The sequence below is a fragment of the Corallococcus sp. CA054B genome, assembly GCF_003611625.1.
Lineage (GTDB): Bacteria > Myxococcota > Myxococcia > Myxococcales > Myxococcaceae > Corallococcus > Corallococcus coralloides.
Genome location: NZ_RAVY01000246.1, coordinates 1 through 12992 on the forward strand (window position 1 = coordinate 1; position 12992 = coordinate 12992).

At 70.9% G+C, this 12992-nt stretch carries 9 protein-coding genes; 3 read left to right on the plus strand and 6 right to left on the minus strand.

Going from position 1 to position 12992, the window contains the following annotated elements; all coding sequences use genetic code 11:
• A partial coding sequence (locus D7V80_RS36535) for a PQQ-binding-like beta-propeller repeat protein (RefSeq protein ID WP_120592482.1) occupies positions 1 to 966 on the plus strand: 966 nt, incomplete at its 5' end.
• Position 967: 1 nt separating this feature from the next.
• On the opposite strand, the gene D7V80_RS36540 is transcribed toward D7V80_RS36535, so the two are convergent.
• The 3 genes from D7V80_RS36540 to D7V80_RS36550 all read right to left on the minus strand — a co-directional run bounded on the left by D7V80_RS36540 (position 968) and on the right by D7V80_RS36550 (position 3862).
• The gene (locus tag D7V80_RS36540; protein ID WP_233585989.1) at positions 968 to 2056 is read right to left on the minus strand and encodes a TonB C-terminal domain-containing protein; all 1089 of its coding nucleotides are present in this window, start codon (positions 2054 to 2056) and stop codon (positions 968 to 970) included.
• Positions 2057 to 2147: 91 nt separating this feature from the next.
• Positions 2148 to 3341 carry an LLM class flavin-dependent oxidoreductase gene (locus D7V80_RS36545; protein WP_120592484.1) on the minus strand — a complete coding sequence of 398 codons (1194 nt, stop codon included), beginning with the start codon at positions 3339 to 3341 and terminating at the stop codon, positions 2148 to 2150.
• Between the two features lie 98 nt (positions 3342 to 3439).
• Positions 3440 to 3862, minus strand: coding sequence for a hypothetical protein (locus tag D7V80_RS36550; protein WP_120592485.1), 423 nt, complete (start codon positions 3860 to 3862; stop codon positions 3440 to 3442).
• A 162-nt stretch (positions 3863 to 4024) separates the two neighbouring features.
• Between D7V80_RS36550 and D7V80_RS36555 the strand changes: the two genes are divergently transcribed.
• Entirely contained in the window at positions 4025 to 4297 is a 273-nt protein-coding gene (locus tag D7V80_RS36555) for a DUF2277 domain-containing protein (protein ID WP_014399560.1), read from the plus strand.
• Positions 4298 to 4314: 17 nt separating this feature from the next.
• Positions 4315 to 6444, plus strand: a complete 2130-nt coding sequence (locus D7V80_RS36560; RefSeq protein ID WP_120592486.1) for an NAD(P)-binding protein — start codon at positions 4315 to 4317, stop codon at positions 6442 to 6444.
• On the opposite strand, the gene D7V80_RS36565 is transcribed toward D7V80_RS36560, so the two are convergent.
• From D7V80_RS36565 to D7V80_RS36575, 3 genes are all read right to left on the minus strand, one after another.
• Positions 6392 to 7375 (minus strand): hypothetical protein, encoded by a 984-nt coding sequence (locus tag D7V80_RS36565; RefSeq protein WP_120592487.1) that lies wholly within the window; start codon positions 7373 to 7375, stop codon positions 6392 to 6394. The two genes, D7V80_RS36560 and D7V80_RS36565, sit on opposite strands and share 53 nt — an antisense overlap.
• Positions 7375 to 9528: an FAD-dependent oxidoreductase gene (locus D7V80_RS36570; RefSeq protein ID WP_158616759.1), complete on the minus strand. Its 2154-nt coding sequence runs from the start codon at positions 9526 to 9528 to the stop codon at positions 7375 to 7377. The genes D7V80_RS36565 and D7V80_RS36570 overlap by 1 nt, the downstream gene beginning before the upstream one ends.
• On the minus strand, positions 9467 to 12992 hold a 3526-nt coding region (locus tag D7V80_RS36575), incomplete at its 5' end, for an AAA family ATPase (protein ID WP_147447334.1). The genes D7V80_RS36570 and D7V80_RS36575, both read right to left, overlap by 62 nt.

Genomic DNA, 12992 nt, shown 5'->3' on the forward strand with positions numbered 1-12992 from the left:
TTCCATTGGGTGGAGCGGGGCGCGCCCGTGTTCATGGACGTCAACGGCGATGGGACGGAGGACATCGTCGGCCACGTGAGCCAGCACGAAGCAGGCTCCGGCTTCCGGCATGTCATCGCCGCGTTCGACGGCCGGACGTTCCAGAAGCTCTGGGAGTCGGCGCCATCGGAAGGGCCGGACACCTCCCGTTACACGAAGGTCATCGCCCAGAACGGCCGGCTGGTGATGAGCGAGCAGCGAGCGGTGAACCTGCTGGAGCTGGAGACCGGCAAGCGGCTGGGACGCGTGCCCCTGACGGACTCGCCTGGCCGGCTGTGCATCCCCTCCGGGGACACGACGTCCGTCTGGGTGGAGGTGGTGGACCACCAGCACCTGCTCTTCGATACGCGCACGGCCACGGCGAAGCCCGCGCCCCAGGCGCCGGAGGGCTGCGCCACGCCGCCCGAGAGCATGAAGACGTGCGACAGGGGCCGGCCGCCGGAGCACCCCACCACCTGCGAACTCTCCAGCTACCCGCCCTCCGACATCCGCGGCTTCTCCAGCCGGTACCTCCTGCGCATGGGCGGCTACACGCTGGCGCTGGGCACGCGGTGGCCGGGGACGGCGGTGCCCCTGGTGGCGCTGTTCGCGCCGGGCGACCGCAAACCGCTGTGGCACGACATCGTGTCGGACAAGGATCCGCTCCTCCTGCGGGCCCTCGCGCCGGAGGTGGGGGAGATCGCGAAGGACGCCGTGTACGTCGTCTATTCGCTGGCGGAGGGCGGGAAGGGCGGCCTGCAACTCATCCGGCGCGACCTGCGCACCGGCGCCGTCGCCTGGGACGTGGCCCTGCCCGAGCCCCAGACCACCGCCGTCCGGGCCACCCTCTGGGCCCGGGACGGCCGCATCTACGTGTCCCAGTGGGGCCACCTTCTCGCGCTGGATGCCGCCACGGGTGACCGCGTTGGCATCATCGGGACGGAATGAATCAGTAGATGGAGATGAGGTGGACCCGCACGCGGGGGTTGCCGAGGTACTCCTCCAGCCGCCAGCGGGTCCGCATCCCGTCCTCGCGGATGCCCACGCCGCCGTCCGTGGGGGGCTCCGCGCTGGCGAGCGCCTCCCGCAGGTGGGACACCGCCCAGCGGTCGAACTTCGGGTCCCCGGAGCCCTCCAGCACCTGGAGGTCGATGAGGCTGCCGTCGCGCGCCTGCCGCACCTCCACGATGGCGACGAGCGCCAGGATGGGGGCGGTGACATCCATCATGTAGACATTCGCCGCGCGCCCGGCCTCCACCGCCGCGCGCAGCCGGTCGGAGGTCTCCCGGCGGACGTCGCGCGCCTGGGGCGCGAAGGGGGTGCCCGTCTTGCCGAACCGCTCGATGGACTCCAGCTGCTCGCGCTTCAGCCGGCGGGCGAGCACATCCGTATCGGGAGGAGGCGGGTTCACGAGCTTCTCGGAGAAGCCCTGGCGCAGCTTCGCGAAGTAGGGAGGCGTCGCGCCCGTGGCCCGCGCGGACGCGGTCGCATCCTTGGCCCAGCCATCCACCTTCTGACGCGCCTCCTCCGCCTCACGGGCCGCCAGGGCCTTGGGGTCCGGCTCCGAGCCAGGGACGTTGCGAAGCGTCCGCCCCGTCGACGGAGGCCCCTTCAGGAGCCCACCGCCCAACAGGCCGGGCGGCTCCAGCTGGAGCGGGACATCCCGGACCGGAGGTGACGTGCGCTCGGAGGGTGCTTCCGCGAGCGGCTCCGGAGCGGCGCTTCCGGGAGTGGCTTGAGCTGGCGCTTCGTCCTTCTTCCGCTCGCGCTCCGCCAGCTGCGTCGGCGCTTCGTCCTTCTCCCGCGCGCGCTCCGCCGGACGCGCTGGCGAGCGCGGAGGCCGCGGCGCTTCTTCAGGCACGGGGGGCACGGGCGGGGTGGGGCGTGCGTCCCGGGTGACGATCTCCAGCTCGACGGCCCGCGGCGGCTCGCGACGCCGGACGTTCGCGGACGGGCTCCGCCACAGCGCGAAGAGGAGCGCCGCGTGCAGGAGCCCGGACACGACGAGCAGGAGAAGCAGCTGTGAGCGGCGGGACACGAAGCTCAGCTTGCTCCCTCCCACGGCGCGGGAGAAGTGGCGCGGAGCGTGGGTATTGGACCTCCACGCTCCCCTGCCCTCCTCCCGCTGCCTACGGCGCGGCCGGTGTCCTGAATTCCGGAATGAGCTCGCCCGTGAGCCGGATGCTCTTCAGGACCTTGTCGTGCGCCAGCGCGCCCACCTGGTGGAAGGACATGAGCGCGTCGATGCCCAGCGCCTGGTAGCGCTTGAGCCCCGCGCGCACCTGGTCCTGGGTCCCGACGATGAGCGAGTCCTGCGCGCTCAGCACCTCCCAGACCTGCTCGTCCGGGACCTGCTCCCCGCCCATGATGCGGCCCAGGAGGCGCTGCGCCTGGGACTGCGGCGCGTTCGGGTCCTTCTTGCGCAGGTACTGGCCCGTCAGGCCACCGCCCGCCGGGTCCTTCGCCAGCACCTCCAGCTCCGCGGCCGTCTTCACGAACGCGTCCTTCGCCTCGAAGAAGGTGAACGACCCGCTGGTGTACCAGGCGGCGGCCTTCGCGGCGCCGTTCTCCATCGCCTCGCGCTCGCTGTCCGCGCAGTGCACGAAGGTGAAGAAGGCGACCTGGTCGTTGACGAACGCGCCCACCGGCTCGCAGCGCGTGCGCAGGGCCTCGCGGTAGATGTGGATCATCTCCGCCACCTCCTCCGGAGAGGCCCAGAGCGTCACGCCCAGCGCGCCCACGCCGTTCTTCCCCGCCTGCTCGAAGGACGCGGGGCTGGAGCACGCCTGCCACAGCGGCGGGTGCGGCTTGCGGTACGGCTTGGGGATGACGCTGACGTCCTTGAGCCGCAGGTCCGGCCCGTCCCAGGACACCTTGTCCTGCGTCCACAGCTTCGGAATCAGCTCGAAGGCCTGCTGCATCTGCCCGCGCGTGGAGTCGGGCTCGATGTTGAAGGTGCGCCACTCCGGGAGGGTGCTGCGCGCCAGTCCCAGCTGGAAGCGGCCCCCGCTCAGGTGGTCGATGAAGGCCGCGCGCTCCGCGACCCGGATGGGATGGTTGAAGCGCGTGGGCGCCAGCACCGACGAGTGTCCGACGTGCAGGTTCTTCGTGCTCCGCGCGATGGCGGTGAGCATGATCTCCGGCGCGGAGCTGTAGCTGAACTCCACGGCGGTGTGGTGCTCCACCTGCCACCAGACGCCGTAGCCCATCTCATCCGCCAGCCGCGCCTGCTCCAGCGTCTCCTGGATGAGCTGGTGCTCGTGGTCCGGACCGCTCCAGCGCTCCTTCGGGTGCTGCATCTCCGAAAAGATGTCGAGCCGCATGATGCCCCCCTGAAATCGATTTCACGTCTCCAGCGACCCCCAGCACAACTCCCGCGCCGTCCGGAAGCAAGCCGCTCCGGACGGCGTGGGTCAGGCCATCAGTCCGCCCAGTGGACCTTGCCCAGACCCGCCGGGATGAGGTCGCAGACGTAGAAGATATCGTCGTACGGGTAGTTGTCGTACACGCCCCGCGCGGGGATGCAGCGCGCCTGGTTCGGATACGGCGCGTTGAACTCCGCGGCCAGCTGCTGGCAGTAGGCGTTGTCGCTGGGGCCACCGCACTCCTCGGTGCACTGGTCCGCGCGGATCCACTGCGAGTTGTAGAGCGGGTAGGAGTCCGCCTCCGTCCAGCACAGGCCCGTCGCGCACTGGGTGTCCGCCGAACAGCCCTGGCCCACGGCGTTGAGGCCCTGCTCCTGCTGCGTCGGGGCGGGGGTCTGCTGCTCGGGGGCGGGGCTGGTGCCACAGGCGAGCATCGCGAACGAGAAGAGCGTCACAGGGACGGCGAAGAGCTTCCGCATCGTTGGAAACCTTTCCAGGAGAAGGTGGAGTCCAGAGAAAACCACTTTGGCCTCAATGAGCCAAGTCACGTTCTCGCGGCAATGGATTCGGGAGGGCTCCCCCCACGGCGGGGATACGGGCGTGGGGTACGCTGGCGGCACTTCACGCGAAGGGACCCGTCCATGTGCCGGAGCATCAAGACGCTGTTCAACTTCGAGCCCCCCGCGTCCGACGCGGAGGTGCGGGCGGCGGCCCTCCAGTTCGTGCGGAAGCTGAGCGGCACCAGCGCCCCGTCCAAGGCGAACGAGGAGGCCTTCCACCGCGCCGTCGAGGACATCACCGAGACAGCGCGACGGCTGATGGACTCACTGGTGACCACCGCCCCGCCGCGAAACCGAGACATGGAGGCCATGAAGGCGAAGCTGCGGTCCGCGAAGCGCTTCGCACCGCGCTGACGATAGAATGACACCGCATGAAGACACGGATTGCCATCCTGGGAAGCGGATGCGGTGCCATGGCGGCGGCATTCGAGCTGACGGCGACGCCCGAGCGACGCGCACGGTATGACATCACCGTCTATCAGCAGGGATGGCGGCTGGGCGGCAAGGGGGCCAGCGGCCGTGATGCGAATCATTGGCAGCGCATCGAGGAGCACGGCCTGCACGTCTTCATGGGCTTCTATGACCATGCCTTCCGGCTGATGCGGGATTGCTACAGGGAATGGAAGGATCCGCACGCCCCCTTCCAGTCCTTCCAGGACGCCGTGATGCCCCAGCACCTGATCACCTTCCAGGAGCAGGAGCAGAAGCCGGACCACAAGGGGCAGGAGTGGCGCCCCTGGAACATCAAGCCCCTGGTGCGCGCGGGCCTTCCCGGCGAAGGGGCGTCATTGGCGGAGGACCGCTCCTACAAGGACATGATGCGCGCGCTGCGGGAATGGATCTTCGCCCGCGCCAGGGAGGCCGAGCACCGCGAGGACGTGCTGCTCCCCCTGCACGAGGCGGGCGAGAGCATCGAGAAGCTCCCCGAAAGCTTCGAGGACGCGCAGGGCCTGGATGCGGCGAAGGGCTTCGACCTCTCCTTCAAGGGGGAGGTCCTCAAGGGAATCCAGCACCTGGAACAGACCCAGCAGGCGGAGCGCGCAGCACCGCCGCCCCTGGAGAAGCCCGAACCGGTGCGACGTGCCCAGCTGCTGTTCCGCCTGGGCGTGGCGGCCCTCAAGGGTTGGCTCACGGACCTGGTGTGGAAGCGCAAGCCCCTGGACTTCCTCCTCATCGACGGGCTGGACTTCCGCGCCTGGCTCCGGAAGTACGGTGCGAATCCGGAGGATGCGCAGTCCGCGCCCATCACCGCGCTCTACTGCCTGGGCTTCGCCACGCTGGACGGCAATCCCCGCTCCCAGAACGCCCGGGCGTCCGCGGGCGTCTGCTTCCACGTCCTGTTGTCCCTGCTGTTCGACTGCAAGGGGGCACCGCTCTGGAAGTTTCGCGCGGGCATGGGCGACATCCTCTTCGCGCCGCTCTACGAGGTCCTCCGCGCGCGAGGGGTCAAGTTCGAGTTCTTCCAGCGCGTGCAGTCCCTGGGACTGACCCCTGACCGGTCGCGGGTGGGCAGCATCCAGCTCCTCCAGCAGGTGAAGCTCACCGGGCCGGAGTACCAGCCGCTCATCCGGATCAAGTTGGAGGACGGGAAGCAGCTGCCGTGCTGGCCTTCGGAGCCGGACTGGAAGCAGCTCGTGGACGGCGAGGCCCTGCGCGAGAAGCTGGCCGACCAGGGCCTGACCCTGGAGTCCGCCTGGTGTGCCCAACAGGTGGGGGAGCGGACCCTGAGGTTGAACGAGGACTTCGACCTCGTGGTCTTCGGCATCTCCCTGGGGTCCGTCCCGTCCCTCTGCGGGGAGCTGCTCAAGGCCGACAAGCGCTGGGCGGCCATGGCGCGGGAGGTGAAGACCGTCCAGACGCAGGCCCTCCAGCTGTGGCTCACCTGTCCCATCGCGGTGCTGGGCTGGTCCGCGGGACCCACCATCTCGACCGCCTATGTGGAGCCCTTCGACACCTGGGGGGACATGTCCCATCTGGTGAAGGTGGAGCATGGAGGCACCGGTCCAGGCGCGCCCAAGAGCATCCATTACTTCTGCGGTGCGCTCCCGGACACGGTCCCCCTTCCCCCGCCCAGCGACATCGGCTTCCCGGCGCGCATGGCCCAGCAGGTGAAGCGCAACGCCATCCGGTGGATCCTGGAGCACATGAAGGGACTCTGGCCCCTGGCGAGCCCCACGGACGCGACCACCGGCATGGACTGGCTGCACCTGGCGGATCCATCCGGCCGCATGGGCGAGGCGCGGATGGATGCCCAGTACTGGCGGGCCAACATCGACCCCTCGGAGCGCTACGTCCTCTCCGTGCCCGGCTCCGCGCAATACCGCCTGCCGGCGGGAGGCTCCGGCTTCACGAACCTCTTCCTCGCCGGAGACTGGGTCCAGACGCGCCTGAACGCGGGCTGCGCCGAGGCCGCTGTCGAAGGCGGCCTCAACGCCGCGCGGGCCGTGCTCAAGCGCCATCCCCCGCTGCCTTCCACACCTCCTGTCCCGGCCCCACGTTGAAGTCCAGGCGCATCCAGAGCCCGAAGCTGGCGCGGGTCATTGGCTGGAGTCCCAGGTCCGCGGCGATGGGGTGGCTCTGGCACGGCGTGAGGGCCAGGGTGAAGTCGCTCCACAGCAGTCCCGCTCCTCCGAAGCGGGTGACGGTGATGGGGCCTTCAATCAGGGCCTGGTAGCAGGCCCGGCTGCTGTCGCGCGCATCGCGGAACTGCTTGAGGTTGACCACCGGCACCTGGCGCGCCAGGAGGTTGCGCAGCAACGCCAGCAGCCGTCGCAAGGGGGGCGTTCCCCCAACCGCGCCCAACGTGCCCTGGAGCCCCGCGGCCTCCAGGGCGTCCGCCAGGGCCTCGGGGTCCTGGAAGGTCGGGCCCCCTTCTGTGACAGCGGCCCCCGGCTCGCCCCGCAGGCGGATCAACGTGCTGACGCGACCCTGCGTGTCCTTGCTGAGCACCGGGAAGATGCAGGTGCTGGCCGCGAAGTCATACGGCCCCTGCGGGTCCGCCGGGAGGACCACCTGCCCCAATCCCTTGCGGTAGCCCCAGACCTCGCGGCCGGTGGCCATGCCCTCGAAGTTGTCGATGATGATGTAGGGCATCCAGCCCACGTAGCGGGGCGGTCCGTTCGCGCCCGTGCGGGCCTCCAGCAGCACCCAGAAGGCGCATTCGCGGTCCTCCACCCAGCCCACGGCTTCACCGCCGGAGGTGAGCTTCCCCTGGAGGAAGCTGAGGAAGACGAACGGGTCCACCACGGTGTAGTGCACCGCGCCCCCGGCGGGCTGGTTGAGGAAGCGGTCCACCAGTTGTTGCAACCGGGTGGCATCCGCCGGGAAGGCGAACAGGAACATCAGGCCGTCCTGGATGACGCCGGGCAGCGCCATGCTGACCTCGCCGTGGCCGCGGTCGGAGACGTAGGGGGGATAGGCGTTGTCGTTCATCACGTGTCCTTGGGTCCCATGAAGGTCCAGCCAACGATGTCCCGCTTCACGCCGCTCAGGGCCTGCGCGGCCCGCATGCCCGACATGACCGTGCCCTCCACGCATTCGGCGTTGAAGCCCGTGCGCGTCCAGGAGCCCGCCAGGAACAGGTTCCTGAAGCCGGAGGCGCCCGGATCCAGACGCACGGCTGTGCTGCCCGTCAGCGAGGTGGTGCAGCACTCCGTCGGATCCACGTTCGCGCGGAGGTACTGGGCCTCGAGCCCCTCCCTCAGCGTTCCGGCGCCGCCATACAGGGCCGCCGGGGACAGGGCCCGTCCGTCGGGCCCCACGGCCTTGGGCCAGAGGGTGGCGGTGTTGCGGGAGAACCAGTGCGTGGCGATGTCCACCACCTGGTTCAAGGCGAGCGAGGGGACCTGGGTGTGGCTCGCGGGCTCACGGTGGAGGTCCGTGTTGAGCGGTCCGCAGAAGTAGTGGAGCGACCGGGGCGCCTGTCCCACGGGCCAGCCCTCCATCTTGAGCAGGTGGGTTTCGTCCGCCCACACATCCACCGGCTCGATGAGGCCGTTGGCCGCCGGGCGCGGCAGGTCCCAGCCCAGCGCCTTCAGGTCGCGGGTCATCCAGAGCTGGAGCGCGAGCGTGGGGATCTGCCCCAGCTGTTCGCACATGGACTTGAAGCGGGGGCTCGCGTCGATGAGTTCCTGGCAGAGCGCTTCGTCCTGCGCGTTCAACGCCTTGAAGGCCCCCACCGGGATGGCGAGCACCACGTCGTCGAAGTCCACGCCGCGCTCGAGCACCAGCTCGGAGGCATCGGGCTCGGTGCACCAGTGTGACTCGAAGTCCGGGCGCTCGTTCCGCAGGCGCTCCCCGTCCACGAGCTGCTCCCACAGCGGCTCCGAGGGCCAGGAGGCCAGCGGGCGTGAATACCCCTCGATGGGGACCTGGATGAGCGGCTGGTAGCCCTTCAGCGGCTCGCGCAGCGCGGCCTGCTGGCCCAGCCGCACGCGGGCCACGTCGCGCTTGTCCGCGGACAGCTCCAGCCGCTTCACCTTGTGGAAGTACTCGAACTTCACCCCGCGACGCGACAACACCTCGTGGAGCGGAGCGATGACCGCCTCGCCCATGCCCGCGGCCATCTCGAAGAGCACGGCCTGCTTGTACGTGGCGCAGATGCGGATGACACACCGCAGGGCGGTCCCCGCGGCGAAGTCGGGAACCGGCTGTCCCCCCGGATTCGGCCGGTAGGCGAAGGGCAGGTCGTACAGCGCGCGCAGGAACGACACCTGTTCCAGGTCCATGAACCTCGCGGGCGCGCCATTGCGCACCAGCCAGGCACGGAAGTCCTCGCCGTCGATGAGGTCCAGGTTGAAGCCCTGGTCTCGCAGCGCCCAGACCCCGCGGACGGCCGCCTTGGCCACGATGAGCAGATCCTCCAGGAAGCGGAGCTGGGGGCTGATCGCGGCCGAGCGCAGGCCCTTCGCGGCGCGCAAGGGGTCCAGCATCCCTTGTGCCTCTTCGAGGTTGCGCAGGATGCCGTCGAGGTCGCCGTCGGACGGCGTGCCCTGTCCGGGGTTCTTCGCCAGGGCGTGGGCCTGCTCCAGGCGGTCCTCCACGGAGGAGGAGGCGGCGGCCTCCGCCACCTGCGCCACCTGCGCGAAGGACTTCTCGCGGGCGGGCTGCGCCGTCCCCAGGAACTCTCCGGCGATTCGCTTGAGGACGCCCAGGCATTCCGTGACGGCGCCCCACGGCGACGGGAAGAGCCCACCACGGCCCGGCGTGTTGGCATTGGGAGGCCAGAAGAGAGGGAAGAAGGTGCTGCCGTCGCCCAGGCCAATGGGCGTGAACGACTGGGGCAGGAACGCCTCCTCCAGGTTCCTCAGCGGCTCACCCGGGCCGCGCGCCAGCTCCTGGAACACCTCCCGCATCAGCGCGAAGGCGTTGTCGTAGCACCCCAGCCAGATGTGCAGGCCGTGCTCTTCAATGCGCTGGTGCTGGCTGGCGTTGCGCGCGCTGGCGCACTTGCCGCCCAGGCGCCAGCCCAGCGAATGGACCGTGACGTCGTAGCGCGCGCGCAGCTCCGGCGTGCGCGTCAGCTCATGGGCCGTGGTGAGGGCTCCGATGCCGCCGCCCAGAATCGCGATCCGCTTCTTCGTCATGGGGGACTCCGCTGGAGGGAAGGGAAACCGGCGCTGCGGGCAGACGCACTTCGTGGGAGCCCAGCGCCCGCGCGAGCAGGAGCCCGTGCCGCGCGCCACACCGCTCGAACAGCTGCTCCGCGGTGGCCAGGCCCTGGGCGCGCTGGGGATGCGCGGGCTCCAGCCGCCGGGCCAGCTCCAGGTGGAGCAGGGCCTCGTCCCAGGGGGACTGGAGCCGCCGCGCGACGTCGATGCCGTCCCGCAGCCTCCGCCCCGCCCGCCGCGCCTTCCCCACCAGGGCCAGGTACCAGCCATCACACAGCGCGGCCTGGGCCCGGGCCAGGGTGAACATCCGGCTGAAGGAGCGGAGCAGCCCACAGGCCTCGCGCGCACGCAGCCGCAGCTCCCGCGCCTGAGGCCCCGCTCCCTCCCGCTCGCACAGCTCCAGGTAGACGTGCGTCATCGCCACGAGCCCCCAGAAGGGCACGTAGGACGACATGGGCTGCTGCTCCTTCAGCAGGCGCAGGGCGGTGTCCGCGCTGGCGCGGGCCTCGTAGAGCGCGCCCCGCCGCAGGTAGGCCTGGGCCAGCAGCCCGTGCCCCGCCATGGACTCCGCCGTCCCCGACTGCACCTCCACCAGGGCCTTCAGCTCCGCCACCATGGCCTCGGGCACCTCGCCCCGGGGCAGCAGCGCGGCCAGGTGTCCGTTGCGCGCCCAGATGCGCGCCTGGGCCGTGCCGCTGCGCGCCGAGGCATAGGCTTCGTCGAAGCACGCCAGCGCGGCGTCCAGCTCGCCCCTGGACAGGTGCACGTAGCCTTCCAGCGCGCGGACCCCCTCCCACACGTTTCGGTCCCCCAGGCGCGCCAGCAGCTCCCCCGCCTTCCGCGCGTGCGCACGGGCTTCGTCCCAGAAGCCCGCCCCGATGGCGTAGACGGCGGCCTGGGTGTACGTGAGCGCGTCCGCGGCCGGGTGCCGGCCCTGCCCCGCCAGCGTGAGGGCCCGCTCCAGGTAGGAACGCGCCAGCCCATGCCATCCGGCCAGCCCCAGGGCCACGGCGAGCCCCGCCGCACCGGGCATGATTTCGGGAGCGGAGCCGGTCTGCTCCCCCAGGTTGAGCTGGGTGAAGGTCCCGTGCAGCAGCGCCAGCACGTCTCCCCGGTACCAGGCCACCTTCGTCAGCTCTCCATAGATGGCGCCCGCGTGGAGCAGGTCCGCGCGCCGCGCGCCCCGCGCCCGGTCCAGGAAGCGCGAGGGCCAACCGCGATGGGCCACCTGCCGGAACAGGTGCCCCAGCGCGCTCCACACCATGCCTCCCCGCGTGCGGGGCGCGCGCCATCCGCGCAGCTCCAGCGAGCGGAAGTAGTGCTCACACGCCTGCGGATAGTCCGCCTGCTGGTGGCGGGCGTGGCCCAGGTTCAGCTCCCGCACGGAGCGGCGGTGCGAGTCGTCGTGCTGGGGAAACTTCGCGGCCAGCTCCGAGGCCCGGCGCAAGAAGCGCTCCGCCTCACGGCTGGAGAAGCCCCGCAGGGCGGCCTCTCCCGCCCGCTCCAGATACTCGATGGCCTTGGGAACCTCCTCCGCGCGGTCGTAGTGGTGCGCCAGGAGCGCGTAGAACTCCGACGGCTCCTCGCCACCGCGTTGCTCGTACCAGCGGGCCACCTCCCCGTGCAGCTGCCGGCGCTGACGGAAGAGCAGCGCGTTGTAGGAGACCTCCTGCGTGATGGCGTGCTTGAAGCGGTAGGCCAGCTCCGGCTCCGGCCGCTCCAGCCGCGTCAGGTCCACCCGCGCCAGATGGTGGAGCCCCTCGGGCAGCCGCGGGCGGTCCTCTTCAACGGGATAGACGGACGACAGCAGGTCGCGGGAGAAGACCCGTCCGATGACGCTCGCGGTCTTCAGGGCCAGCTGTTCATGCAGGGCCAGCCGGTCAATGCGGCTGGCGACGACCGCCTGCACGTTGTCCGGAAAGGGGATGCGCGACAGCGCCCCCGCGCCCGGGGCCACCTGACAGGTGTCTCCGCGCCGTTCAATCAACCCCTCCTCCCGCAGGGCCAGCGCCAGCTCCTCGCTGTAGAACGGGTGCCCCTCGGCGCGCTCCACGATGAAGTGGACGATCTCCCCGGCCACACCCAGGACGCCCAGGCGGCGGCGCAGGAGCGCGGAGATCTCATCGGTGGACAGCTTCTCCAGGGGAAGGCGCACCGCGCCGGGCCACTCCACGAGCAGCTGCGCCCCTGAAGGCTCGGCGTCGTCCAGCGGCCGGGCCGCCACCACGAGCAGCAGCCCGGAGGCCCGTCGCGCCACGCCCGCGGCCAGCGCCGCCGAGCTCGAATCCAACCAGTGCGCGTCGTCCAGCAGGAGCACGGCGGGCGTCCCCCGCGCCCAGCGCTCGTACAGCGCGAGCAGCAGCGCCTGGAGCCCCTCCGCGCGGGCCTCGCCCGCCATGCTGCGGGTGATGTCGTTCTCCGGCAGCCCCACGGGGAGGACGAGGTTGAGCAGGGGCGCCCACTCCAGAAGCCGGGTGTCTCCCGCCAGCCCCTGAAGCAGCCGGGCGCCCAGCGCGGGGCCCTCCTCCTCCGGCACTCCGTCCACCAGCTGCCACAGCAGCTCCCGCCATGCGTAGTAGGGCGTGGAGCGCTCCACCGCGTCGGCGGCCCCCCGCAGGACCCGCGCCCCCTGGGCTTCCGCCTGACGCGCCAGCTCCTCCAGCAGGGTGGATTTGCCGATGCCCGCTTCGCCCTGCATGACGAGCACACCGCCCTGCCCCCGCAGGAGCTCGCGCACCTGGGTCTCCAGCCGCTGCCGCTGCGCCTCGCGCCCGACGAGCACGCCCCGGCTCGATTGCCGCTGCCGCTTCGCGGAGGCGCGCGGACGGAACACGGGCACCGGTTCGGAGCGGCCCTTCACCTGCCGCGGCGCCAGGGGTTCGAACTCCAGACGGGAGCGGGCCTGCTCGGCGGTCGCCGCGTCGCAGAGGATGCCGCCCCGCGCGTCCTGCATGAGCCTCGCCGCCAGGTTCATGGCATTGCCCAGCAGCGTGTACTGGCGCCGCGACGCGCTGCCAAAGGGCCCACAGAACATGCGGCCCGTGGCGATGCCCATGGACGTCTGGAGCCCCCGCGCCGTCAGCTCGTGGTGCAGGGCCTCGGCGGCCTCCACCGCGTGCGCCGCCTCGTTCTCCTGTCCGGACGGAGGCAGGCCGAACGCGGCGATGAGGCACGTCCCCTTGTCGTCCATGACCAGCTGGTAGATGTGCCCCTGGTAGCGGCGCAGGAGGTGCTGGCAGCAGGTGACGACCTCCTGCATGCGCGGGAGCGCCTCCGGGGACAGGTAGTCCTGCTCGGGCAGGTGGATGAAGACGGCGGAGACAGGGCGGAACTCCGCCAGCCACTGGCCGTGCCCCGCGCGCAGGCGTTGGAGCACGACCTCCGGCACGTAGGGCCCCAGCAGGGATGCATCCAGGGTGGGCGGTGGCGGCGCCCCGGGC